This is a genomic window from Heliomicrobium gestii (assembly GCF_009877435.1).
Classification (GTDB): Bacteria; Bacillota; Desulfitobacteriia; order Heliobacteriales; family Heliobacteriaceae; genus Heliomicrobium; species Heliomicrobium gestii.
The window spans coordinates 113,659-139,962 of the sequence record NZ_WXEX01000011.1; the positions used below are offsets into that span (position 1 = coordinate 113,659).

Annotated in this window: 18 protein-coding genes; 6 read left to right on the forward strand and 12 right to left on the reverse strand. The window is 54.5% G+C overall.

What is annotated here, in order from left to right; all coding sequences use genetic code 11:
- Window positions 1–29: 29 nt before the first annotated feature.
- From GTO89_RS13090 to GTO89_RS13130, 9 genes are all read right to left on the reverse strand, one after another.
- Entirely contained in the window at window positions 30–2,345 is a 2,316-nt protein-coding gene (locus tag GTO89_RS13090) for a hybrid sensor histidine kinase/response regulator (protein WP_161262533.1), read from the reverse strand.
- Window positions 2,346–2,361: 16 nt separating this feature from the next.
- Window positions 2,362–3,819: a methyl-accepting chemotaxis protein gene (locus tag GTO89_RS13095; RefSeq protein WP_161262534.1), complete on the reverse strand. Its 1,458-nt coding sequence runs from the start codon at window positions 3,817–3,819 to the stop codon at window positions 2,362–2,364.
- A 73-nt stretch (window positions 3,820–3,892) separates the two neighbouring features.
- Complete coding sequence (locus GTO89_RS13100) at window positions 3,893–4,897, reverse strand: chemotaxis protein CheW (protein ID WP_161262535.1); 1,005 nt, start codon at window positions 4,895–4,897, stop codon at window positions 3,893–3,895.
- Between the two features lie 46 nt (window positions 4,898–4,943).
- Window positions 4,944–6,254: a CheR family methyltransferase gene (locus GTO89_RS13105; RefSeq protein ID WP_161262536.1), complete on the reverse strand. Its 1,311-nt coding sequence runs from the start codon at window positions 6,252–6,254 to the stop codon at window positions 4,944–4,946.
- Window positions 6,255–6,261: 7 nt separating this feature from the next.
- Complete coding sequence (locus tag GTO89_RS13110) at window positions 6,262–7,941, reverse strand: ATP-binding protein (protein WP_161262537.1); 1,680 nt, start codon at window positions 7,939–7,941, stop codon at window positions 6,262–6,264.
- The gene (locus GTO89_RS13115) at window positions 7,934–8,569 is read right to left on the reverse strand and encodes a chemotaxis protein CheC (RefSeq protein ID WP_161262538.1); all 636 of its coding nucleotides are present in this window, start codon (window positions 8,567–8,569) and stop codon (window positions 7,934–7,936) included. Before GTO89_RS13115 ends, GTO89_RS13110 begins: the two co-directional genes overlap by 8 nt.
- Window positions 8,570–8,572: 3 nt before the next feature.
- Window positions 8,573–8,935 (reverse strand): response regulator transcription factor, encoded by a 363-nt coding sequence (locus tag GTO89_RS13120; protein ID WP_161262539.1) that lies wholly within the window; start codon window positions 8,933–8,935, stop codon window positions 8,573–8,575.
- Between the two features lie 127 nt (window positions 8,936–9,062).
- A complete protein-coding gene (locus GTO89_RS13125) occupies window positions 9,063–9,998 on the reverse strand; it encodes an MBL fold metallo-hydrolase (protein WP_161262540.1) in 936 nt (311 codons plus the stop codon).
- The gene (locus GTO89_RS13130; protein WP_161262541.1) at window positions 9,995–10,147 is read right to left on the reverse strand and encodes a hypothetical protein; all 153 of its coding nucleotides are present in this window, start codon (window positions 10,145–10,147) and stop codon (window positions 9,995–9,997) included. The genes GTO89_RS13125 and GTO89_RS13130 overlap by 4 nt, the downstream gene beginning before the upstream one ends.
- A 230-nt stretch (window positions 10,148–10,377) precedes the next feature.
- Between GTO89_RS13130 and GTO89_RS13135 the strand changes: the two genes are divergently transcribed.
- From GTO89_RS13135 to GTO89_RS13155, 5 genes are all read left to right on the forward strand, one after another.
- Window positions 10,378–11,865, forward strand: a complete 1,488-nt coding sequence (locus GTO89_RS13135) for a DUF2225 domain-containing protein (RefSeq protein ID WP_161262542.1) — start codon at window positions 10,378–10,380, stop codon at window positions 11,863–11,865.
- A 153-nt stretch (window positions 11,866–12,018) separates the two neighbouring features.
- Window positions 12,019–12,543, forward strand: coding sequence for a type 1 glutamine amidotransferase domain-containing protein (locus GTO89_RS13140; RefSeq protein WP_204758237.1), 525 nt, complete (start codon window positions 12,019–12,021; stop codon window positions 12,541–12,543).
- Between the two features lie 204 nt (window positions 12,544–12,747).
- Window positions 12,748–14,541 (forward strand): PAS domain-containing protein, encoded by a 1,794-nt coding sequence (locus tag GTO89_RS13145; protein ID WP_161262543.1) that lies wholly within the window; start codon window positions 12,748–12,750, stop codon window positions 14,539–14,541.
- 186 nt (window positions 14,542–14,727) lie between these two features.
- A complete protein-coding gene (locus tag GTO89_RS13150) occupies window positions 14,728–16,164 on the forward strand; it encodes a PAS domain-containing sensor histidine kinase (RefSeq protein ID WP_161262544.1) in 1,437 nt (478 codons plus the stop codon).
- 399 nt (window positions 16,165–16,563) lie between these two features.
- Complete coding sequence (locus GTO89_RS13155) at window positions 16,564–20,277, forward strand: leucine-rich repeat protein (RefSeq protein ID WP_161262545.1); 3,714 nt, start codon at window positions 16,564–16,566, stop codon at window positions 20,275–20,277.
- Window positions 20,278–20,464: 187 nt separating this feature from the next.
- Here GTO89_RS13155 and GTO89_RS13160 read toward each other — a convergent pair whose 3' ends face one another.
- On the reverse strand, window positions 20,465–21,991 hold the full coding sequence (locus GTO89_RS13160) for a histidine kinase N-terminal 7TM domain-containing diguanylate cyclase (protein ID WP_161262546.1): 1,527 nt from the start codon (window positions 21,989–21,991) through the stop codon (window positions 20,465–20,467).
- A 332-nt stretch (window positions 21,992–22,323) separates the two neighbouring features.
- Between GTO89_RS13160 and GTO89_RS13165 the strand changes: the two genes are divergently transcribed.
- Window positions 22,324–22,767 (forward strand): group I intron-associated PD-(D/E)XK endonuclease, encoded by a 444-nt coding sequence (locus GTO89_RS13165; RefSeq protein ID WP_161262547.1) that lies wholly within the window; start codon window positions 22,324–22,326, stop codon window positions 22,765–22,767.
- Between the two features lie 182 nt (window positions 22,768–22,949).
- Here GTO89_RS13165 and GTO89_RS13170 read toward each other — a convergent pair whose 3' ends face one another.
- Complete coding sequence (locus tag GTO89_RS13170) at window positions 22,950–24,107, reverse strand: acyltransferase family protein (RefSeq protein ID WP_161262548.1); 1,158 nt, start codon at window positions 24,105–24,107, stop codon at window positions 22,950–22,952.
- Between the two features lie 294 nt (window positions 24,108–24,401).
- Window positions 24,402–26,117: an eCIS core domain-containing protein gene (locus GTO89_RS13175; protein ID WP_328793917.1), complete on the reverse strand. Its 1,716-nt coding sequence runs from the start codon at window positions 26,115–26,117 to the stop codon at window positions 24,402–24,404.
- Between the last annotated feature and the right edge of the window lie 187 nt (window positions 26,118–26,304).

Genomic DNA, 26,304 nt, shown 5'->3' on the forward strand with positions numbered 1-26,304 from the left:
GCTCGCCTCCTTGCTGCCCCCGACACCAGCTACATGAGCCGCCTCAACGTTTCCAGCAGAAACTCCTGGTCGAAGGATGATTTCACGATGTAGGCGTCAGCGCCGACAGCGACGCCTCGTTGCCGTTCCGTGTCACGGCTGAGCGATGTGATCAGGATCACTGGGAGGTCTTTCAGCGCCGGCGCCTGGCGGATTTTCTCTGTCAAGGCAAAACCGTCCATCTCCGGCATCTCCACGTCGCTGAGCACCGCTTGCACATCGCGCTGCTGCAAACGCTGCCACGCTTCGGCGCCATTTACACAGGTGATCGCCTCATAGCCTACGCTTTCGACGATGCGCTTGAGTTGCACCCGTGTGGTGATCGAGTCGTCGGCCAGCAACACCCTGGGCTTGGCCGCCGCCTGAGGGATCAGGTCGGGCAGTTGTCGCCCGCCGCCCTTGCGCACCGTCCGGATCAGGTCATGGGGATTGAGCACCATACATACTTCGCCCGTCGCGAGGGTCGTCGCCCCGAGCACATTGCGCACCCGCTTGAGCAACGAACAGAAGGGCTTCACGATCACCTGTCCTTCGGCGATGAAGTCGTCAACGATCAAAGCCAGGCGATCCGCCGTCTCTCCGGTGGAGATAACGACGCAAAACCGGTAGTCACCGCCGGGCGGCTTTGCCGGTCCCTCCACCTCCAACAAAGACCGCAGCTCTGCCACCGAGATGGGCTGTCCTTCATAAGCAATCGTCGGCGCGCCACCGCTTTTATAGATGTCTTTCGTGGAGACGCGGATCAGGTTGACGACCATTTCGGCCGGTATGCCGTAAAGATATCCTCCCGCCTTAACGACGATGATCGCCGTTGTCATCAGCGAACGGGGGAGTTTGAGAGAGAATAGGCATCCCTGTCCAGGCGTCGTCCGGATCTGTACGACGCCTTTTAGTTTTTCCACCCTGTCTTTGACCACATCCAGTCCGATCCCACGACCGGAGATGTTGGATACAGCCGTCCGCGTGGTGAAGCCGGATTCGAAAACAAGCATTTCGATTTGGTGCGGTGTCATCGCTTCCAGTTCGTCGCGGCTGCGCAGGGATTGACTCATGGCCTTGCGCCGGATGGCGGTGATGTCAAGGCCGGCGCCATCATCGGCCACCTCCAGGCAGACATGGGTTTCCGTCTGGCTCGCCATCAGGCGAATCGTCGCCTGCGCCGGTTTTCCCATTTCCCGGCGGCGGTCCGCCCTTTCCACGCCATGATCGATGGCGTTGCGGATCAGGTGGACGAGGGGATCTTTGAGTTGTTCCAGGAGCAACTTATCCACCAGGATGTCGTCACCGCTGATTTCGAGGCGGATCTCCTTTCCCTGATCGCGGGCCAGGTCGCGAACCAGACGGGGAAACTGCCCAAAGAGGATGCTCAGGGGCATGAGCCGCAAGTCGCGCACCTCGTCATGAAGGCGATTGGCGATAAAAGAGAGCCGTTCGCTATCGGCCAGAAGGAGTTTGTGCAGTTCGGAAAAGTCGCGGATCACCTGGGCGAAACGACCGTGAAACAGGGACAGCCCCAACGCCGACGACGCCTTACCGGCGCTCCTCTGGAGGCTGGATGAGGTGATCACAGCCTCCTCCAGGGTACTGATCAACTGCTCGATCTGGTGGGTGCGATCGTCGATCCGCCGCTGCACGACCGTCAGTTCGCCCGTTTCCTGAAGCAGATCATCGAGGCGGGATGTGGCGATGCGCACCGTTTCAAAACGGGCGATGTCCGAACTTTCCGGTTCCCGCGAGGGGGCCGACTCGGCCGTCGCCGGGCCAGTGGCCTGCTTTTCAGGGGAAATAGCCGTCTCGATAAGCGGAGGGGGCATCTGAGAGGTTCCGGAAAAACCGGTGGCCGCTGCCGACTCAGGCGACTTATCCGGCTCATCGCTTCCGGCGTCTTGCGGCGCGTCTTGCGGCGCATCCTGCGCCCTATCGGGCTGTTCAGTCGGCGACGGGCTCGGCGGCGCGTCGGGCGACAAAGCCGGCGCCGCCTCGCCGACGACCGCCCGGTAGGCCATCTGCCGGAGATGGTCGATGGAACCCTCCAATTCTGTTACTAAATCGGGCGTAATCGGTAAAGCGCCGCTCTTTACCTGATCGAAGCAGTCTTCCATCTGGTGGGCAAGCTGTTCCATTTCCCTCTGTTCGACCAGTCGGGCGGCGCCCTTGAGGCTGTGGGCGTCCCGGTACAGTTCCGTCAACAGGGACGGGTCGGCGCCCGCCGCTTCCAGTCGCAAGAGATTGGCTTCCATGCGATCCAAGCGCTCCGTCGATTCGATCTGGAACAGTTCGCGCAGTTCATCATCGCCGATCCGCATGTGACTCACCCTCGCCCTAAACCATATCTTTCAGCATGAGCCCGACCTTGTTCAGGTTCTGCATGCCGCTTTTCGTCTGGCTGATGGCGGAAGCCGTTTCCCTGGTGCCCCGGAGGATCTCCTCCATGGCTTTCGTTACGCCGGACACTGCTTCCGATTGCTGCTGCAGGTTCAGCGAAACCTGCTGGACATAGTGAGAGATCTCGTCCATGCTCTGATGCAGTCCGCTGAAAGCCTCCACCGTATGCAAAGTCGACCGCTCAGTGGCGTCCACCTTTTTCGTTCCCTCTTCCGTCACCATCACCGTGGTGTTCGTAGCCTTCTGCACCTCGCTGACGATGGCGCCGATGCGCTGGGAGGCTTTTTTGCTCTGATCAGCCAGCTTGCGGATCTCGGCGGAAACAACAGAGAAACCGCGCCCATGCTCACCGGCCCTAGCCGCTTCTACTGCTGCGTTAAGGGCGAGCATGTTTGTCTGATCGGCCAGTTCCTTGACGGTGCCGCTGATGACGCCGATCTGACCCACTTGTTCACTCAGGTTCAACATCTGCACCGCGATGGAATTGACTTTCTCCTTCAACTCCCGCATCTCCCGGATCATCCCTTCGGCCGTCCCCATGCCGCCGACGGCGGCTTGCGCCGATTGCTGGGCATTATCGGCGATACGGCGCGCCTGCTGGAACGATTGGTCCGAGGAGATGCGCAGTTCTTCCATCGTCGAGGTGACTTCCGCCACCGAGGAAGACTGAGAGATGGCGGTGCGCTCATTTTGTTCCACCGATGCCGCCACTTCCGCCGTCGTCGTGGCGATCGTCTCGATCGTTTCTTGGATGGGTCGGGCGATGCCCGTCGAGAGATAGGCCGCCGCCAGCCCGGCAATCAGCAAGCCAGCCACAGAGATGATCCAAAAGAGACGGCTCACCTTCTCATGCTGCTCGTTGGCCTGTTTAGAAAGGTCTGCCGAACGGGTCAGCTTGTCGTTCATCAACTGCCGGATCAGGCTGTAGGTCTTTTCCGTCACCGGTGTCAGCTTTTGCTGATAGACCTTTTCCGCTTCAGCCAGCTTCCCGCTGTTGATCAGCGCCGCCGCCTCTCCACCATAGGCATGGAGCAAGCGATGGGGCTCCTCCAACTCCTTCAGGGCGCTCTTCATCTCCGGCGACATCTGCTGGTACTCGGCGGTGGTCATATACTCGTAGTACCAGCTGCCGAGTTTGCACTTGGTATGATCCAAAGTCCCCGTAAAGGATTTTCCTGTCAGCAGCGATTCTTTCAGATCCGTCATCCAGACCAGGTGGGCGTTTTCCAATTCCAGCATGAACTGAGCCTCTTTCTGCTGGTCCAACGCTTGGTCCTGTAAGACGATGACCTGGTAGCTGAGGTACGTATCTGCGCCAAACAGCCCAGCCAGGAATAAAAAAAGCAGGGCGAATCCTCCGATGATCTTGGCCCGCAGATTCCTATGCATCTTCATCGGCCAGATCCCTCCTCTCCACAGTTATTGTTGCATCGTGGGCGATCTGCCCATGGTCGCCGATTCATCCCGCTCAAACCTCGTCGTGAATCTCCATGTCTCCTCCGGAGAGGATTCGCGCCACATCGAGGATGGTTGCCCTCGCCTTTTCCCCGTATTGGACTTCCCCGCCGGCATACTCTTCCGGTATCCGCTGCAGCGCCAACGGCGAACGGCGGATCTTCTCCGGGCGAATCGGCGCAACATCGATCACCGATTCCACCAGAAGGGCAGCCAGCACCCCGTCAACCTCGACAACGACCAGCTTCCCCGCCTGTCGCGCATCTCCCTCCCCGGCGGCGCCCAGCAACGTCCGGAGGTCAAAGACGGTGATCAGTTGTCCTCGCAGCTTGCTGACACCGGCGACAAAGGGCGGCGTGCACGGGATGGGGATCAACGGATCGGCTGGCGCAAACTCCCGCACGAAGCGAATGTCGATCCAGAACGATTCCTGACCGATGACAACGACAGCGCCCATACGGGTCCCGCTGTCACTGTCCCTGTGTCTTCCCCGTTGCAACGCCCGCGTTCGGGTCAACAGAATCCGGCGCTCTCTCTCTGTCCAGGCGCCGGCGGCATTCTTTCCCCCGACTGCGCCCGGGTCATCGTCACCCCAGGTTGCCTCGGTAACCGCTTCCGCCAGCAGGCGGGGAAGGTCGATCAGGAAGCAGAGGCCGTCCCGGTCGGAAAAGGCCCGTTTCATATAGGAAGGAAAGCCTGCCGGTCCCTGAAAGACTGTCGGCAGGCGAAGCGTCTCGTCTGAAAAATCGCGCATCTCGCAGCAATCCTCGACGATGAGCCCAAAGATCTGTCCTTCCGCCTCCAGCACGATCAACCGGTCGTTCAGGGACAGGGGCCGACCACGCCGTCCCAGGCAAAGGGACAGATCCAGCACCGGAATCACCTGTTCACGCCAGTTGAGCAAACCGGCCACTGGCGGCGGATATTCAACCGCCTTCTGCAAATGGGGCAGGGGACTGATCTGCCGGACCGACAGGGCCGGAACGGCATAGCGCTGCCCCTGGTGCGACAAGAGCATATACGCGTCAGTCCCTCTCTCCTTTTGCCTCATTGCCTGTTCCCCATCATCGTTCATTCTCCTTTAACAGCAACCGGACATGGTTCATTTCCGTCTGAGCCGCGCCATGGTCAGGCGCCAGGAAAAGCGCCTTTTGCAAAAAATCGTGGGCGGCCTGGCAATCGCCCTGTTCGAGACGGATCAATCCAAGCAGGTAATACACCTCGGGATAGAGGGCATCGGCAGCGATTACCGTCCGGCAGCACTCTTCCGCCTTGGCAAACTCACGCCGGTCCGCAAAATCGCGGGCTCTGTCCATGCTCGCATCAAGATCGGTCAAGTCCGGCGTTCGCGCCTTTGAGGCCGGAGTCGCCGGTGGTTGAAGAGGCGGCTGGCTGGCCGCTCGCTGTTTTGGAAATCGTGGAGTCAATAATGGCTGCGGCGGCAACGACTGCGGGGCCACAGGCCTCGGTACCGCCGAGAAAGTCGATCGATACCCGGCGGGCCTAGGGCTGACCGGCTTTTGCCAGATATGGCCCTCCGGGAAAACCTTCGAATCGAAGGGGATTCCTTCCGGCCCTGTTTCCAGGGCCAACAGTTCACCATGACCGGTCAGTAAAAAACCGCCGGGATTGAGGCAACGAAAAAAAGCGGTAAGAACCCGTCGAATCGCTTCAGTTTGAAAATAGATGAAGACATTGCGGCAGATGATCAAGTCTGTCGACAGGGCAGGCGTGAACCGCTCCGGCAACAGACCATCAAGCAGGTTCAACCGGTAAAAGGAGACGACCGAACGGATGGAAGGCGCCACCTCCCAGATGGCCCCGCTGCGTCGCCGGCGTCCCGGGTCGACCATATGAAAGTAGCCGTTGCGCAGTTCCGGCCCGGTGGCGCGCAAGGCCCATTCGCTGTAACGGCCGGCGCGGGCAATGGTCAGCGCTTCTTCGTTGATGTCCGTGCCGATGATGTCGATCGTCCACCCCGGCGCGCCCCCAATCATTGTATCGACGAGTATGGCCAGGGAATAGGCCTCTTCCCCGGTGGAACAACCGGCGCTCCACAGGCGCAACGTCTTCTTTTCCGTCCCCTTCGCCAACAGCGAAGGCAGGATCCGCTCGCGGAGCAGGGCGAACTGACCGCGGTCCCGGAAGAAAAAGGTCTCCCCCACCGTGATGACGCCGATCAGTTGCCGCCACTCCTCTTGACTCACGGGTCCCTCATCCATAAGCAGCCGGCGGTAGGCGCCGTAATCGGCGATCGCCGTGGCATCCATCCGCCTTTCCAGCGCCTGCAACAGGTTGTCCCGGCGAGACTGGTCAAAGCGCCATCCCGTTCGCGCCGAAATGAACTGCTGCAGTTCATACAACCCGTCAGCCATGATGGGGTTATCCCCCCTCCCTCTCCCGGAACGCCCATAGTTTGACCGTTTGCAGCAGATTTGCAGAGGTAAAGGGTTTGGACAGGTAATCATTCATCCCGGCCGCCAAAAAGCGCTCCCGATCGCCTTTCATGGCGTTGGCGGTGACAGCGATGACCGGCAGGTTCTTCCAACGGTGATCGGCCCGAATCCGGGCCACCGTTTCGCTCCCGCTCATCTCGGGCATCTGCTCGTCCATCAACACCAAGTCGAAACTTTCCTCCGCCAGGGCCGCCAGCGCCTCCCTGCCGTTGGCCGCCTCACGGAGCGTATAGCCCCAGCGGCGAATCCAGGCGCCGATGATCGTCCGGTTAAAGACATCATCATCGACCAGGAGGATATGAACGCTTCTTGGTTCGTCCCGGCTTTCGGCAACCGCTTCCTTCTCTCCCCCAAGGGCATCTCCGCTGAACAGATCGGGCTGCTGCGCCGCAACGCCGAAGGGCAAGGTCACAAAAAAGGTGCTCCCCTGTCCCAAATCGCTTTCCACCCATACGCGCCCGCCCATATTTTCCACCAGTTGGCGCACGATCGCCAAGCCCAGGCCGCTCCCGCCAAAACGTCGCGTCGACGAGCTGTCAACCTGATAAAACTTCTCAAATACCGCTTCCAATCGATCAGGATGGATGCCGATCCCCGTATCACGGACAAAAAAGCGCAACGAATGGCCGCACTGATTCTGCTCCAGCACATCCAACCCCAGCGTGATTTCCCCGGAATCGGTAAACTTGACGGCGTTGCTCAAGAGGTTTACCAGAACCTGAGTCAGCCGGTTGGCGTCACCCATCAGGGTTTCCGGCGCTCCCTCCGGGATTTGGCACTTTAATTCGAGCGCTTTGTCACTGGCTTTGACCGAAAGCAGATCGACAGCGCTCCGCAACACAGCGCTGAGCGAAAAGGGCCGGTTCTCAACCGCCAGTTGCCCCGATTCGATCTTGGAGATATCCAGAACATCCTCCAGGAGCCGCATCAACGACTGGGCCGCTGATTTCACCATGCCCAGATACTTCAACTGTTCGGCGTTCAATTCCGTCGCCAGAGTCAGATCGACAAAACCCAAGATGGCATTCATCGGCGTGCGGATCTCATGAGACATGTTGGCCAAGAACTCCGATTTCGCCCGGTTGGCCACAATGGCCATCTCCCGGGACACCTTCAACTCCTCCTTGGCCAGCTTCAGTTCCCGGATGAGCCCTTTCAACTGGTGAACGCGCAACTCCTGACGGGTGATATCGGTGATCTGGATCAGCACATACTTCCGATCGCCGATGCAGGCCGGCTGAACCTGCATATTCTGGCGTATGTACGGCAAAAGCGACGCGTCAGCCGGGGGAATAAAATACTGGTGAAAGGCGCCCGAAAAAAAACGGTTTTGACCGTCAAAAAAAGCGCGCTCAAAAATAGGGCGAAAGACATTGTGGTTGAAACGCGGGAACAGTTCGGCCAGCTTCTTCCCTTGCACCTCGCCGGCTTTTTTTCCCGTCAACCGTTCGAGCCAGACGTTCCAAACAAGGATCCGGTACTCTTCGTCAAGAACGGCAATGCCCATGTCGGCGTTCGCCAGGGCATGGGCTTGCAACTCCATCATTTGCTCCGCGATTTGTCCGGCAACCGGATCGCCCGCCTGTCGACTCAACTCTTCAGCCATACAATTCCACCAGCAATTCATCAATTTTCCCGAGCAGTTGAACGGCTGAATCTAGACAGAGCATGACGAAAATGGCCCCTTCGATGCGGGTATCGCTGACAACGAAGGTGTTGCGAATGACCAGGGTATAATAGCCATCGCAAAGGTCGGGGCGCTGCTCGCCGTCGCAGAGATACAGGAACTCCACCTCCGGCAGGGAGTACTCGATGCGCGTCTCCAGAAGGTTCCCCAGGCTGCCTACGATCACGTTGAGCAGCACATTGCCGACTTCCTTCATCGCGTCCGTATCGGTCTCCGAAAAGCCGTTTTCACCGTTTTCCCCGCTGTACAGGGGTTCATCGTCAAGGAGGAGGTTGACGAGCAACTTTCCCTTATCTCTCGGAAAGACCAACCGCGCCACACCGTTGCAGCCGATCTCAAAGCGCAACACGGAGGACACCACATGGCCGGTCAGGTATCCCGAGAGCCGTTCTCCCGCCTCAGAACTTTCCAGTTTTTGCAAGAGATAGACTTCAGGAACTTCCAAGCGCACCTTTTGGTTCACCATCTCGGAGAGGACATTGCCCGCCTGCCCGATCGTGATATTCATAAATTCTTTGAGCGCGTCTTGTTGAAGCGGCGATAACATGGGTCATGCCCCCTTGATCAATTGGGCTACCTGTTCCGCCTTTTCGCGGGTGATCGGCTTGTGTAAAAAAGTCCACGCGCCCAATTCCCGGACTTCAGCCTCAATAAACTTCTGGATGTCGGCCGTTAACACAATCACGCGCGCCTCGGGATTCGCCTCTTTGATCTTTTTCAATACCTCTTGCCCGTTCATGCCCGGCATAAGCAGGTCAAGGAGGGTTACATCCGGTTTTTCCTCCAAATATTTGGCCAGACCGGCCACACCGTCTCCGGCGGTGACGAATTCGGCCTCAGGGAGACTGGCACGCAGAAATTTGACGATTTGCGTGCGGTAGACAATCGAATCATCGACAACCAAAATCTTCATTAAGATCCCTCCCGGGATGTAGTGAGTATATCTTTCTTTTTTTTCATCGCTTATCCTTCTAGATTGTGAAAAAAAACCGTTGTTCGATCTGTCGTTGGGAGGGAATTGTTCCTGCTGACTTTCGTAACTACCGGGACATCCGCTGTCCGCTCCGTTGCCAATAGAGCCGGTTGTGGCAGATCTTCGTCTCCACCTTGCCTTGTTGGTGCAGATAGGTGAGATAGGCTTGAACGGAGGAACGGTAGAGGAAATAGCTGCCGACAGAGGCAACCTCTTTGCCGACACGGGGGCACAGGCGGGCCACCAGCGTTTCCACCTCGCAAGGTTCCTCCAACAGGGCGTACACATCATCAACCAACGCCATCACCTGTTGTTCGTTGATCCCGAGGACCTCCTCAAGGGCCGGTCGCTCCAGGGGAACGCCATGACAGGGGAGCACCGTAACATAGGTAGACTGGGCGATACGCGACAGGGAGGCCCGATAGAGATCGATGTCCACGTTAAATGGGATTCCATGCAGTTGCAGCACGTCCGGGCCGATAAAGGCGTCGCCCGCATAGAGGACATCGCCGCAGGCCACGCCGATTTGCCCGCCCGTATGGCCGGACAGGTCGATCAGGGTCAGTTCGGGAGCGTCCGCTCGCCCCGGCCAGGGAAAGGGGCCGGGCAGCAGGCCGGCGGCGACGGCAGAGGCAGGCGCCACAAGAAACTTGTTATTCATCTCCCGCCAGGGGGCGACACCGCCGATGAGGAAGTAGGCCATGAAGATGGGGTGCTTGACAAAGTCCCGCTCCAGATCGGGCGCATAGACGGGGCAGCCGAACTGTTCCACGATGGCGCTGTTGCCGCCGATGTGATCGGCATGGGTATGGGTGTTGATGATGGCGACAATCCGCCAGCCCGCCTCCTTCGCCAGCCGGCAGACCCGCTTCCCTGCCTGCGCTTCCAGTCCCGTGTCGACGATGACCGCCTCGCCATCACAGACGATGGCGCCGATGTTCACCCGTCCCGGCAGATACCATGTTTCAACGGCAGCCGAATGGCCCAAAGGGAGAAACTTCATTCCTTCCCACCGCCGGCAAAGGGGTGCCCGCACCGTTCACCGGAGGTGATGGCTGACCCGGGCAGCCGCTCCCTTTCTTCCGCCGGTACCGGCTCGTTATTGTATGCGCGCACAGCCCGGCGTTGCCGGAGGGCGTCTAAAACATGCATCGATAGGACCCCTTTCGTGAATTGATACCCCTATTTTTCATTATACGACAATCCGACGGGCAACCATAGCCTTCCTGGCTGGGAACTCGGCGAGGGCATTCATCGTAATTTTTCTTTTTCAGCAGGATTGTGTTCCTCTGTTGAAGAAGTAGTTGGTCACTTTCAGGACTTCAGTCCCATAGTTTCCAATGGATAGTATCCCCGAATCAGCCATAGGGGAGGTAACTCGTTTGATAGGCATCGGCCAGTTGGCCCAGTCCGGACACCTGCGCGAGTTCGTGGCCGACGATGTGATCTTTCAGGAAGGTGAACCGGGGAAGGAGATGTATATCGTCCTCACCGGTCAGGTGGAGGTGTTTATCCACTCCGTCGACGGCTTCCCTATCGCTGTCGCCACCTTGGGGCCGGGAGACTTTTTTGGCGAAATGTCGCTCTTGGAAGAACTGCCCCGCAGCGCTTCCGTTCGCGCCCTGGAAAAAGTGATCCTCCTCGAGATCAATCAGGGCAACTTTGAATCCATCTTCTCTCGCCAGCCACAGCTTGTCTTCAAAATCATGAAGGGAATGAGCGGCCGCATCCGGCAACTGAACGAAGAATTGCGCCGCCTCAAGCAAGGCCGGCGACCCCATCTGGCAACCCCTTCATCGCCCGCTCCATCACCGGCCCCGGCACCGTCGATCCCGTCGCCCTCGTCGCCATCTGGAAACGCCGTTGCTGCGGTCAAGGCGCACCCGGCCGCCAGCACGGCTGCGGGGCAGGGCGCGAAGACCGCCGTCACGACGTCCGCCACCGGCACTGGGATTGTAACTGGCACTGGCGCTGGCGCCCCCGCTGCCGGCACCGCTCCGCCGGATCCCCGCGCTGCGATTCCTGCCGCCAAGTCCGCCGCCTCTGCCGGCGCCCCACTCCCTCCAGCGCTCGCCACTTCGGGCTTGTTCCCTGAAGGCCACCGCCAATACGGCGCTTCCACCACCGTCGCCGATGAGGCTTATCTCTTCGACAAAAAAACGGCCTGCCCCATCTGCAACCACAACTTCGACATCAAGGCCATCCGTTCATCGAAGCAGAAACTAAAAAGCGTCGATGCTGATTTCCGCCAGCATTTTCACGATTTTGAACCTCTCTGGTACATGATCTGGGTCTGCCCCAACTGCTACTACGCCAACTTTAATTTTGAATACACACAGTTGTCAGAGATCGTCAAGAAGCAATTCCGAACAAAACCCGCCCGTCTCTCTTTCCCGCGTCTCCCATTCCAGTACAGCCACCCCCGGACAGTCGATCAGGTCTTTACCGCCTACTACCTAACACTCTTCTTCCTCCAGTCGGGCATGCCCGATCCATCTCGAATCGCCAAGGTGTGGCTGCGCATCTCCTGGCTCTATGACGACGTGGGCGATCAGGACATGTCTCATTTCACGGCCCTGAAGGCGCTGGAGTTTTTCCGTCAAAGCTACTACGGCACCAATCGAAGCACATCCATCGATCAGGACCAGCGCTTATCCATCCTGTTGGGCGAACTTTCCATGCGAAACGAAGATTACGAAGAAGCCTTGAAATTCTTCCGTGGCGGCATCGCCAATCGAGGCGGCAACCCCACCTTGAATCGCCAGGCCTCTGACCGCTACCAGGACGTGAAGAAGCTCCTGACCGATATAAAGGCGACTCAGGAAGAACCGGAAACGGCCGATGCTAAGGGCGGCGAACCCACAGCATAGACAACGCCATCACCCCAATATGTAAAGTAGGCCCCGCAATCCGGCTCGATTGATGGTTACGGGGCTTTTACCATCTTTTTTATGAATGTGATTTCAATTACAATCTGATCACGGGCATCCCGATGCCCATTACACGCATGGAGGAGGATTCCTGTGAATCAGCGAACATTGAAGGCCCTGCAACTGATCGACCACGATTTTGAAGACCTGGAACTCTGGTATCCGGTGCTGCGCCTGCGTGAAGCCGGTGTCACTGTCCACTTGGCCGGGGAAAAAGCCGGCGAGAAGTACATCGGCAAGTATGGCGTACCGGCCCTGTCGGACCTCTCCTTTCTTGAAGCGAACCCCGACGATTATGACGCCCTGCTCGTGCCCGGCGGGTGGGCTCCCGACAAACTCCGCCGCTTTCCGACCGTCCTCGAACTGGTCCGCCGCATGGATGGGCAGAAAAAACCGATTGGCCAGATCTGCCATGCCGGATGGGTGTTGATCTCGGCCAAGATCCTGCAAGGCAGACAGGTCACCAGCACGCCCGGCATCCGTGATGATATGGAAAATGCCGGCGCCACCTGGCTGGACGAACCAGCTGTCATCGACGGAAACCTTGTATCGAGCCGTCGCCCGCCCGATCTGCCCCAATACATGCAGGCCTTCTTGGAAGTGCTGCTGAAGAAATGACGGAAAGCCTCGCTCGCTTCGTTCGATCACCGAAGCGTCTGCGGGGCTTTTCTCATCTATGTCTACCTCTGCGTATGCCTGACACCTTTTCACTCACAATGAAATTGAATATAATTCCGGTTGCAACGCATTTCGACAAATTATGTAGCCCTATCTCTATTATCATATTGTTTAAGGTATTGCAATCGCGTGAGGGGAAGTCTGATGGTCAAAAAGAGACGGGTGAAGAGACGAATCGGTTGTATTTTTTGCGCTGGACAAAAGACATCGGAAATGCTGCCTTTCGCTTGGCTGCATAACCCGCACATCCTGTATGCGTTGCTGGATCGCGAGTTCAACTTTATCCGCGTCAATGAGGCCTACGCGCGAGCCGATGGAAAAGACGTGTCTTTCTTCCCCGGCAAAAACCATTTTGACCTGTATCCATCGGATGCAAAAAAGATATTCGAGCAAGTCGTCGCCACCAAGGAAGTTTTCATCACCTTTGCGCGCCCCTTTGTCTATGATAGGCATCCGGAACGGGGCCACACCTACTGGGATTGGACATTGACGCCGCTTCTCAACAAAAAGGGGGATGTGGAACGCCTTTTTTTGACGCTCATCGACCGGACGGAGCGCTTCCGCAGCGAAGAAATCCTCACCAGCTTTTTTTCCCTCTCGACAGATATCTTCCTCATCATCACTCGCGACGGCGCCATCCTCCGTGACAACGGGAAACTTTGCCGGTTCCTCGGTGTCGCTGATCGGCATAGCGCTTTTGAAAACTTATCATCCCTCGCCCCTTTTATCCACCCTGACGACTTGAAAAAGTCCCGGGAAATCTTTTTGCGTTCCTTCCGTGGAGAAACCATGTCAGAGGTGGAGATTTGCTTTATCTGCGCCGACGGCGTTCAACGTTGGATCTCATGGTCACTGAGCCTTCAAGTCGAGCGTGGATGCATGTACTGCGTTGGACGGAACATCACCGACAGAAAACACGTGGAAAGTGAATTGGAAAAATCAAATGAACAATTGAGCAACCTGCTGTCAAGCATCACCGATCTGTGTTTTTCTATCGATCGCGAGTGCCGGCTCACCTATTTAAACGACGAAACAGAACGGACTTTCGGAAGACCCCGGTCGGATATATTAGGCAAACGAATTGTCGACTTGATCCCCACTGCCGTCGACAGCCATTTATACCGGGAATACCACCGTGCCGTCACTGAACGAAGACCCATCAGCCTGGAGGAATACGCTCCTTTTTTTAAGCGCTGGTACGGTATCCGCCTTTACCCGACCCGCGATGGACTGCTGGTGTATGCACGGGACATTACCGAACAAAAAGAGATGTTCCTTGAGATGGCGCGCTTGGACCGCTTACACCTGATCGGACAAATGGCGAGCGGCATCGGCCACGAGATTCGCAACCCCCTGACCACGGTGCGCGGGTTTCTGCAGCTCCTTGAAACAAAACACCCCGACAGCAAAGCCCACTATGACCTGATGATTTCTGAACTCGACCGGGCCAACACCATCATCACCGAGTTTTTATCCCTTTCCAAAACGAAACCGGAAAACCTGGGACCCCAAAATTTAAACCGGATCATCGACGCCATCTTCCCCATGATCCAGGCCCATGCCTTCCGCAATGACAAAGAGGTCATCCTCGATCTGACGCCCTTGCCAGACGCGCTCATCGATGAAAAAGAGATCCGCCAGGTGCTGCTCAACCTGGTTCAAAACGCCCTCGACGCAACCGCCGCTGGGGGCAAGGTGATCGTCCGAACGCTGCTTCGCGAACCCCACTATGTCACCTTCGCCGTTACGGACAGCGGACCGGGGATTCACCCGGACACGGTGGGGCGGCTGGGAACCCCCTTTTTTACGACCAAAGCCGAGGGCACGGGGCTGGGCCTTGCCGTTTCGTACAACATCATCAACCGGCATGGCGGAAAGATCGAGTTGGATACAGGGTCCCGCGGGACAACCTTCTATGTGCATCTTCCTTGTCAGTAATCTACTGGACAGGCCGTTCCCGTCATCCCTTTGAGGCCTGGAAGAGAGCCCTTCTCTATAGAGGCCGACTGTAACGTCATCAATAATAACAATACTGATATTTATGCGACGATTTTCGACAAAATAACCCCTATCTCTGCATTATCATTACTGTAAAGAACAAGATCAAGAGACGAGGAGAATCGGATGGTCAAAAAAAGACGGATCAAACATCGACTTCCCAGCCCCCTTCGCCAAGGGCAAATCGATGCCTTTGAGATGAGCACCAATTTCTTTTCCCTTTCCACAGATATGTTCCTGATCGTCAATCGCGATGGTTCAATCATCGGAGACAACGGAAAACTGCGCCTTTACCTTGGGGTTCCAGAAGATACGGTTTCTCTCAATACCACTGCATCGCTCATCCCCTTCATTCACCCCAATTACCGTGAAAAAGCCATCCAATCTTTTTGTCATGCTTTTCAAGAAGGGGCGAAGCAAAACATGGAGGTGCGCTATACCTGCGCCGACGGCGCCGACCGTTGGATCTCCTGGTCGCTGAGCCCTCAACTCGACCGGGGATTCATGTACTGCGTCGGAAGGGATATCACGGAAAAAAAGCGCATGGAAAGGGAATTGGAAAAATCGAACGAGAACCTCTCCAACTTACTGGGGAGCATCACCGATGTCTGTTTCGCCATCGACTCAGAGTGCCGGTTCACCTATTTGAATGATGAGGCGGAAAAAGCCTTCGGTCACCGTCGCGCGGAACTGTTGGGGAAAAATATATGGTCCTTGTATCCGCATATCCAAGACACTATTTTTCACCGGGAATATGGGCGCGCCATCGCCGAACGAAGGCAAGTCAGTTTCGAGGCCTACTCTCCATTTTTCGAACGCTGGTCCGGCATCCGGGTCTACCCGACGCGAGACGGCGTGCTCATATACTCCCGCGATATCTCGGAGCAGAAGAAGCTGCTCAACGAAATAGACCGCCTCGAGCGCCTGAACCTGATCGGCCAGATGGCTGGCGGCATCGGTCATGAGATCCGCAACCCGATGACGACGGTGCGCGGATTCCTCCAAGTACTCAGCACGAAACATCGGGAAAGCGAGGTTCATTTTGATCTGATGATCGAGGAACTTGACCGGGCGAATGGGATCATCACTGATTTTTTATCGCTGTCAAAAACCAAACCCGCCAACCGCCAACCTCATAATCTCAATCGATTGCTCGAAAACATCGTTCCCTCCATTCAGGCCAACGCCTATGAAAGCAAGAAAGAAGTTCTGTTGGAGCTGAATCCCCTGCCCGATGTGCTCATCGACAAAAAGGAAATCTGCCGGGTGCTCCTCAACCTTATGCAAAATGCCCTTGATGTGACGACCGCCGGCGGTACTATCCACGTCCGAACCGACCACCGGGAACCCCGGCATGTCACCGTCTCTATCAGGGACAACGGACCCGGCATCGCTCCGGAAAACATCGGCCGGATCGGAACCCCCTTTTTTACCACCAAAGCCGACGGCACTGGTCTCGGTCTGGCCCTATCCTACAACACCATCAACCGGCACGGCGGAAAAATCGAGTTTGATACCTGTGCCCAGGGGACGACCTTTTATGTGCATCTTCCCCTCGCCTGACCATCGCTCCCTCCCCCTTACCGGCAATGGAAGAGCATTACGGCAGGGCAAAAACCCGGAAAACGTCTTAATGACGTAGATTCCGGGTTTTTTGCTTTTTTTATCACGTCAGCGAAGGCATGCCCGCAATATTGGCATGCCTTCCCGTTTGTTTTATTGCCCTGTTAAATTCCCATTAATTTTCAATATATATAACAAAATGACATGAATTCGAAAAAGCATGAGTTAATTAGTTGTAATTAGCTAATTATTTGGTAAAATATCTAAGAGAAATCGTTTGTTACAGTGAAATAATTCTGTGTTGTTGTAATTTATGTTATTACTTTATTTTCCTATAAAGGGAATTATTATAAAATATGATAGTTTTTTGGATACTAAAAAGGAAATGGGGAGATTTCGTTGCTCGCTATCGACAGACATAAACGACTCATCATCAAGACACTATTTAGCCTGCTTTTCACCTTGCTGCTCTTTCAAACCTATCCGACCATGTCTCAAGCGGATGACCACTACGATGGACCTTACACCTATACCGTTTCAACCGATAACAAGGCGACCATCACTCGCTATGCAGGTTCAGGCGGCGCCATTGCCATCCCCGATAAATTTGTAGACAGTACGAATGAATATCCCGTGGTGGCCATCGGCTCTCAGGCCTTTATTAACAAATCGTCTATAACGACTTTGAGCATCCCTGAGGGAGTGACCGCCATCGGTGATTTAGCCTTTTACGGCTGTGGCGCATTGACGAGCGTCACCCTGCCGGGCACCTTGACGAGCATCGGTAGCTATGCCTTTGCTTACGATTATCAATTAGCAAACGTGACGATCCCCGCGAACGTGGAGTCGATTGGCGAATCCGCCTTTGGCTGTTGCTTTGCCCTTACCGCATTCAATGTGGACAGCGCAAACGGGGCCTTTGCGACAGATGACGGAGTTCTCTATGATCATTCGAAGACACGCCTAATCGCTTACCCTTGTGGGAAAACCGGTTCATCTTTTGCTGTGCCTGACGGCGTGACCAGCATTGAGGGCGGCGCCTTTTTGGGCAACCGACATCTCTCGACGTGGGCGTTCCCTGGCTCCCTAAGGACGATCGGCGATTCCGCTTTTGTAAACTGCTTCAATCTCGCGACGATCAGCCTTCCCAACAGTGTGACCACCATTGGCGAAATGCTCTTTGAAAACTGCTCCAACTTAACGAGTGTGACCCTTCCCAACCGCATTACCTCCATCGGCGTTCATGCCTTTAACAACTGCCCTCTTCTCACGAATGTGGACATCCCCGACAGTGTGACCCGCATTGGTTGGGGCGCATTCTATAAATGCAGTCGATTAACCAGCATCACCATTCCCAACGGTGTAACGGTGATTGACGATTCGACTTTTTTCGGTTGCACCAATCTCAAGAATGTAACCCTTCCCGATAACGTAACCACCATTGGGAAGGATGCATTTAAAAATTGCAGCCGTCTACCGAGCGTGACCCTCCCCAGCCGCCTGTCTTCCATCGGCAGCAATGCCTTTGCCGGTTGCACCGCGCTGAGCACTGTCAAGTTCACCGGGAATGCGCCGTCCACCGGCGCCGGCGCTTTCGCCAATTGCAATGCCGATTTTAAGGTTTACTATCCAAGCGACGCCAGCGGTTATTCCAGTTATGGCTATACCACTGTCCCCTGTTACCGCGTCTACTATGACGGCAACGCAAATTCCGGCGGTTCCGCGCCGGCAGACAGCCATATCTATCAGCCTGGAGAGCAACCCACCGTGCTGGGCAATACAGGAGTTCTTGTGAAGCGAGGCTACACCTTTGACGGCTGGAACACCCAGGCCGATGGACGGGGCGACCATTATGGGGCTGGCGATACACTGACCGTAAGCAGCGCCAATCTGCGGCTCTTTGCGCAATGGACAGGCCATGCGCCCACGGACATCCATTTAACCAGCGACAGCATCAATGAAAATCAACCACCGAACGCCATGGTCGGCGCTTTTTCAGCTGATGACACCGACGAGTCGGACAGCGATTCCGCAGTAACCTTTACTTATGAGCTTGTCAGCGGTTACGGCGATAATCACTGTTTCTCCGTTGACACCAATCTCCTGAAAACCGTCGCCCCATTTGATTACGAGACGAAGAACAGCTATGACATCCGCGTCCGGGCGACCGATCTTGCCAATCTCTCCTCGGAAAAATCCTTTACCGTCACCGTCAACAACGTTGTCGAGCCGAACGAAGTGAGCGGTCAGGTCAAGAGCGGCTTCGAAGACACCCCGCTGCCCTTTACCGTCACCGACTTTGTCTATGGAAATGCCGATATCCATCTGCTTGACCATATTCAATTGGTTTCCCTGCCTGCCCATGGCGTCCTCAGCCTGAACGATTCCGCAGTAACCGTTGCCGACAGGGTCTACAAAAGCGACTTGAATCACCTCGTTTTCACCCCCGACCATGACTGGTACGGGCTCACCAGCCTGTCCTGGCAAGGGAGCGACGGCAGCGACACGACCGGCCCGTTCCTCCTTTCCCTCGTCATCGCACCGGTAAACGACGCCCCGGTGGCCGCCGACGGAACGGTTACGACCACGTCCGGGACGGCGGCTTCAGGGATGCTGGCGGCGACGGACGTCGACGGCGACCCGCTGACCTATCCTATCGTCGCTCAGGGTAGCAAGGGAACGGTCCACATAACCGGCGGGGCCGTTAACGCTTACACCTATACGGCCAATCCCGGCGCAACCGGAACGGACGCCTTCACCTTCCAAGCGAGCGACGGTCAGGCAGATTCCAACATTGCCACTGTCCATGTAACGATCCTTCCTTCGACAAACGCCGATTTGTCCAGCTTGTCCCTCAGCGCCGGCACGCTCTCCCCCGCCTTTGCCGCCAACATAACGAATTACTCCACCGGCGTCGACTACGGGGTGACCCAACTCACCGTCAGCGCGACCCCGTCCGATCCCTGCGCATCCGTCAGCGGGTTCACGGTGAGCAATGCCGTATACAGTCAAGAGGTGACCTTGAACATCGGCAACAATGTGCTCCCCATCGTTGTCACCGCCCAGGATGGCATCAGCCAAAAAACATACACGTTGACGCTGACTCGTTCTCCAAAAAGCGGTGGCGGCGGCGGTCACTCAAGTTCACCATCCCCTACGGCAGCATCTGAATCATCAAAGACAGTAAGCAGTCACGCTTCCGCCACCGTCAGCTACGGTGATCTGGCCGGCGTCGAAATCCCTGCGGGCGCAGTCGCGGAAACAGTCCAAATCCGCATTATCCAGGTAGATGCTCCCTCTCTTATTCCTGCAGACAACAATCTGGTCAGTGCGATCTTCGAATTTTTAAAAGACACAGAAGGAAAATTCGAGAAACCGGTGATCATCACGTTGAAGTTTGATCCCTCGGCGATCGGCAAGGAACAGACTCCCGCCATCTGCTATTACGATGAAAAAGAAAAAACATGGGTTGCCGTGGGCGGCACCGTCGATGGCGATCGCATTTCCGTCGCAGTGGATCACTTCACCAAGTTTGCTGTTCTTGCCACCACCGTGAAACCGGCCCCGGCAGTTGAATCACCGGGTGGGGCGATCGCAGACATCGCAAACCACTGGGCCAAGGAAAGCATTGAAGCGTTGCTGGCGAAGAAGGCGATTTCCGGTTACCCCGACGGCGACTTCCGTCCCGACAACCGGATCACGCGGGCCGAGTTTGCCGCCATCATCGTCAAGGCCTTTCACCTCCAACAAAAGAGCGGCAAAAGCTTCAACGATACGGCAGACCACTGGGCCAATCCCTTTGTGACCACAGCAAACGCCGATGGCATCCTCAACGGTTATGACAACGACTGCTTCGGGCCCGATGAACCCATCACGCGAGAGCAAATGGCGGTGATGGTCGTAAAAGCGGCGAAACTGCAGGCGGCGACAGATCCGGCGAGGTTCGCCGATGACGGCAAGATCTCGTCCTGGGCAAAGAACTCGATCAACACCGCCGTCAAAAACAACCTGATCTCCGGCTATCCCGACGGCGCCTTCCAGCCCCAGGGGAACGCGACACGGGCGGAAGCGGCCGCGCTCATCGTCAAAGCGCTCCAGATCGCAAAATCCTGATGAGTTGACGCGATCGACAGGAGGGGATCCCCTTTCCCCCTGTCCCTCTTCTATCCCTATCCCTGCCCCTGTCCTGTTCTGTCCCTGGACCGGCGAACACAACAGCAACAACAGAGAAAGCCAATGTCCCCCTGTTGCCAGGGCGGGCATTGGCTTTCTCTTTCAGGAAACACGCAGAAGACGCACCTTACGAAGCAAGGGATCGAACACAATTTCTCCCCTCTGACTTCGCCCGGTACAAGGCTTCATCGGCATATTTGAGAAAATAATCAAGGCTTTCAACGGTGACACAATCGACGCCGGTCACGCCCAAACTTGCCGTGACCGTAATCTCTTTGCCTTCATAAACCGTTTCCGCTTCCGCAATATTGTCCAATATCCGGTTTGAAATCATGCGGCATTCGTCCAGCGATGTCTCTGGAAGAAGAATGACGAACTCCTCTCCGCCATAGCGACCCAAGATATCGGTCAAACGAAGCGAGGAGCGACAAATGGACGCAACCGCTTGCAAAACGGCGTCACCGGCCTGATGCCCATAATTGTCATTGATTTGCTTAAAGTAATCGAGATCGAGAATAATCAACGAAAGAGGACGGCGATACCGCTTGGATTTTTCCAACTCCAAGGAACCAAGTTCAACAAAATATCGCCTGTTGAAGACCCCAGTTAAGGCATCTTTTGACGCCAGATAATTCAATTCTTCCACCAGGTCCATATACTTTGTAACATCCGTTAAAGAGACCACATAACCGATCTCATGGTTCTTATCCACTATTTTTACCGTATTTACTTTATAATGCCCTTTCGGTTTCATGACGAATTGGGATTCCTGGTTGTGGACGATAGAATCAACGAGCCCCTCATACTCATTGAGCGCCCTCCGCACATCTTTCCCTATCGCCGTTTCATTCAAATCGGCAAAAATCAACGTGGCCGCGGGATTATAATCGATGATGCAGTAATTTAAATCAAGAACAATGAGCCCGTTGGCGGTAGAGTCAAAGACTTTGTCTCTGGCCAGAGGCTTGATATTTAAAAACTGATACCGGAAGAAGGACATAAAAAAAATAATCAGCGAAGACGTGATCGCAAAAGGGCCATAATCGATCGTCAGCGGCGATAGGTTCAATAGGTTCAACAGGAGCGAAATCCAGGGGAGTAGGGAAGCGATGAGCAAAAACAAAGTCTGCCGGCGAATGGATCCGTTTGACTTGCGATACATAAGCAAAAAAAGATAGTTCGCAACGACAAAGCAGCTAGTCGCAAAGATGAACTGCACCCAATACCAGGGGCCCTTTTGTATGAACAAAACAGGGAAGTAATTGTTGAAGGCTATTTGGACATTTGAATAATAGAGATGGTTGACGCTACTTGTAAACCGAAAAAACATGGTTAGGCACGGGATGAACAATGTGCCCATTCTTGATAGGACATCTAATTTTTTACCATTGTACTCGAAAGCAAACAGAATCCAAAAGGCCGGCAAAAAGGGGATTCCTATATACTGAACAAGGTTCCAAAAAAGCATCCGGTCCAATGAGTCGCTGTAGAATTCCATGGCATAGCCAAGGGAGTAAAAGGAGATGCACAAGCTCAAATAGGAAAAATACTTTTTGATGTTATCCTTTTTCTCATAGGTGTAGATGGAGGACAAAACAGCAAATACCGCAGAGGTCAGTAGAATCCCGCATAACATCATTCGTAAAAAGTGCATATTTAGTGCTCCTGATGATGAGGTGATGTAGCAAGTTAAATTCCAGAAAGTATCTTGCCATTATTTTGATAAAACCCTTGAAAAGTTTTTACATACGTTTATTATCCAGTCTGCTGAGTCTTAAATCAAGTTAATCTTGGCATTGTTCGCTTCTTCGCCGCCTCGGCAAACCGTAGGCATGGGTACACATCGATCGAGTAAACAAACGGCAGCGCAAGCCGCCACAGTCGATTCCTGTGGGGAAAAGATAACATTGGCCTTGGCCGATTGAAGGAAATGATCCCTTTGCCTCGAATCAAAGACGAAAGAAGCCTATTATTGGAGGGATTGTCATGGCAAACAATCAAAACTTAGCCGATGCGCGAGAAGTCATGGTGGCCGGTTTTTTAATATTAGCTGGCTTCAATGTGAGCAAGCCCCTGTCCGGCGCATCCAAGTACGTTTTTATCGTTGAGAAAAAGGGCGTCTGCATCAAAGCCCAGGTTAAGAACCTGAAACGTGACCCTGAATACAAAAAATCGCCATCACCGGTTTACAATATTGACGCCTCATGCACAGACATCGAGACAGGAAAACAGATCCCCTACAAACCCACAGAGGTTGATGTCATCATCGGTTACAATATCGAGGAGCGCTGTTTTGCGGCCGTACCGCTCGCCGACTTTGACGGCAAAACATCTGCGGTGGTACACGCGAAAGATGGTTTACGGGCGAATTACTTTCACTCCTGGTCGGCCTTAGACGATATGGTTACCCAAGCACTCGGTGAAAAATGATCGCCCATCTGTCACCCGCTCATGGGCCGTTCCCCCAAAATAGCCGCTCTTGGTATCCCGTACCGCAACCTGCCACTCCCGCAATGGAACATGCAAAGAAAACGCAAGCTGACATCGTTATAAACGGTGCGGCTTGCGTTTTTTAATAGGCCAAAGGAAGTATGCAAGGGAAATGGTTATTCTCAATCGGATTTTTGGTTCGAAGGATACCCCGGAGATTTTATGGTTCCCTTCCGCCAACGCAGGGGGACCTTCACGATATACTCCAGAAACACAAAGGCAAAGAGCATCGTAAAGAGAACAACGATGACAAACTTCAGCAATACAGGCAACCCGGTCGGTCTCAACAGGTACACCGTGGGGAGCAGGATGAGGTTGTGGATGTAATAAATCCCGTATGAATTTTCCCCGAATCGCCGCCACCAGTACCCGCCCTGATTGACATATCTCTGGAAGAGGGCGAGCAAGGCGAAAAATGTGGTCATGGAGAAGGCATTTTGAAGGAGGCCCCATCCGAGTTTGACGATCAGTTCCGTGGGCGCCGGGTGGGCGATGCGATAGGCGAGATAGGCGATGGCTGTGATCACAGCGGCCAAGCTCCAGCCAAGCGGTCTGGGTCGATATCCGAACGCGGTAAACCAGCCGCAACGCCAACTGTATATCCCCAGCGCAAAATAAGCGGCATAAATGCCGATCCGGGCCGGTTGAATGACAAAGAGATAACTGATGTGCTCCCAGGCATCGGCGGAGTAAAAGAGATTGCCGGCGAGAAAAGCGCCGGTCGTTATGATGAGAAAAGCCGGAAACAACCATCGGGACGGCTGCGTGGCCCTTGCCTCTTTTTGAAATACCCGAGGGATCAACCCGTTGACCAGCGTAAATGCCAGGAAGAAAAGGGTGAGGACACCGAGAAACCAGTAATGGGCTTGTTGAAAGTATGGCCCCCAAAAATCACCGAACCAAAATCCGATGTAATTCGGCGGCGTATCCGTTCGACTGAAGATGATCATGTAGGCGATCAGCGGCGCCAAGCATAACGATCCCAGCACCCAAGGAAGAAGGATTCGCCATCCTTTATCGATCCAGAAGGCGCCCGTTCCCTTCTTCCTCAATGTGGGCGTCGCAAAATATCCGGCGGCGAAAAACATGGTGGGCATGATGAAAATATCAATCAGCAGCACATTGATGTCAAAGACAAAACTGCGCTGTGGATCGACGACATACCACCATTGCGGCGCATAGACCATATAGCACAGGGACGCATGCAGCACGATGACGAGGAAAATGGTGAATACACGCAGGTTGTCGATGAAGTACAAACGCTCCGATGAGTTCTGCAAGGTCGATCACTCTCTTTCCCTATGTTGCTGGAATGATGGGTAGGGTGTTGTCGACGGTTGCCCCTTCGCATTCATTCCGAATGTGTTAATTCGCACAATCCCAATATAGTGTTCGAGAGAGTTTCTCGTCAAGAGCATTACTGGTACTTTCTCTTTTACTTTTTCAAAACAAAGATCGCCTCCCTACGCGGCCTCACCCTCTGTGATTCGGGGGAGCGCCGCATAACGAGGCGATCTTTGATGCCGTCTGACCGGTGTGTCATTTTCTTGATCCAAGTAAGCCCTTTGAGAACACTAATAAGGAGACGTTAACGTCGCCAGCAATACTGCGGCTTTGGGGAAATCACCGCTTTTAAGCAAACGATAGACTTCGCTGAGGTTTGGGAAATTCGAAAAAAAATCCTCATTTCTCGGAATGCGTTCGATTTCCTTCATTGATGGCATCGCATCAATTTCGCAGGTCTGCCATGCCGTCTGCAACGCGTTGATGATTACATTTGAATTTTGGAATTCCGGTTTCGCTGGATCCGGAAGCAAGTTGATAACCCCTTGAATCAGCTCTTTGTAGATTGTGCTGCCAGCCCCCGCAAGAGATTCATTCAACTTGAGCAAAGCCACTTGCCCCGCATCGGCCGGATTGGGAAGACTTTTTATTTGTTCAATGATGTTCTCAATTCGTATTCTCAATGTGTTGAGCCGTTGATTTTCTTCTGCCGACCCCGCCCATAAATTCCCTGGGGAGCTATTCAGCTTTGTTAATATCAACATGGATTGTTCGATGATGAATTTATCCGCGTCTGTCTGTGCCGATAGGGGTGTTCCCGTACCATTGGCGATTTTTTTCAATTCATTCACCACACCCGAAAAATCACCATTTGTCACCGCAGAGACGAGCCCATTTAGGTAGCTTTCGAAGGCGTCTCGTATCATGTGATAGGGGATGATGTGTCGGATATTTTCCTGGCCTTTGATGGTTTTTATCGCTTTCATGATGTATTCCGACCATGCCGGTCTCCCTGTGAAACCCCATCCCAAATCGGAACTGTTTGGTTCTACGCCGAGACCGCCCTTGCCTTTCACACTGAAAGAAGAGGTAGGGATAAACTCTCTAATTTCCTCCACGCCAAAACCGTGCCTGCCTGTCGTTGACCCGTGAATGACCAGGTAGTAACTTTTGTCGGGATCTGCAAAAGCATCTCGCAAATCCTTTTCCAAAACCATGTTTTTGCCATCTCTAATAATATCTTCAAGCCTGCTCTGTTGCATCGGTTCTTTTGCTCTTTCATATTCATAGAGGATGCCTTGCGCCACATCGCCTCTCCCGAGACTGTTTTTCGCTGGGATGTCCCTGGTTTGACCTCCTTCATGCATGGCCTTGGCCCCCATGACATCGGCCTCATTCTCCAAGGCCTCATTATCATTCACAGGCACATCCTTCATCTGCCGAGTCGGCTGGACCCGTCCTTGCGCCTGCTGGGCCACATGCCACGCCTCATGGGGCAGATGCTTCTCTTGCCCCGGACCCAGATGGATCTCCGTTCCCTGCGCATAGGCCAAGGCCCCCAACTGTGCCGGTTTGTCCGAATCATAATGGACCCTTACATCGTCCATGCTGATCCCGCTTAAGGATTCCACACCTGCCTTCAGTGGATCAGGCAAGCCCGTATGGTTAGGTATCGCTTCCCCTTCTTTTTTCTGTGTCACTTCACCGAACTTCCCTTGCGCCGTTTCCTCTTGCTCCTCCGGAGAATCCTGGACGGCTTGAACCGGCCTTTGGGTCAACAATTGATAAACGGCCCTGTTTCCGATCGTCCTCTGCAGTTGAAGGATTTGTTGTTGTGTTACCTGATATGGTGTCACCTGATTTGGCGTCACTGGCGCCAACTGCGATATCCCGTTCAAGTGCTCCTGCTGCGTCTGGGCAACCTGTTTACTCGCTTGACCTGATTTACTCGATTTTCCGCTCGATGTCGCTTCGGTGCTTTTTTTAGAGCGCTCAAATTCAGACACAGGTATCCCTCCTTGCCTGATCGACGTTGGAAGTTTTATTTCAACGATTTGTCGTAACTATCACATTTTATGCTAATAATACCAACGATAATTGCTTTTTGTCAATGAATAGACATCCAGGTTTTTTCAATTTATGAACGACAACACCGTATGCGTTTTTGGTTAGCATACGGTGTTGTTAAAAAAG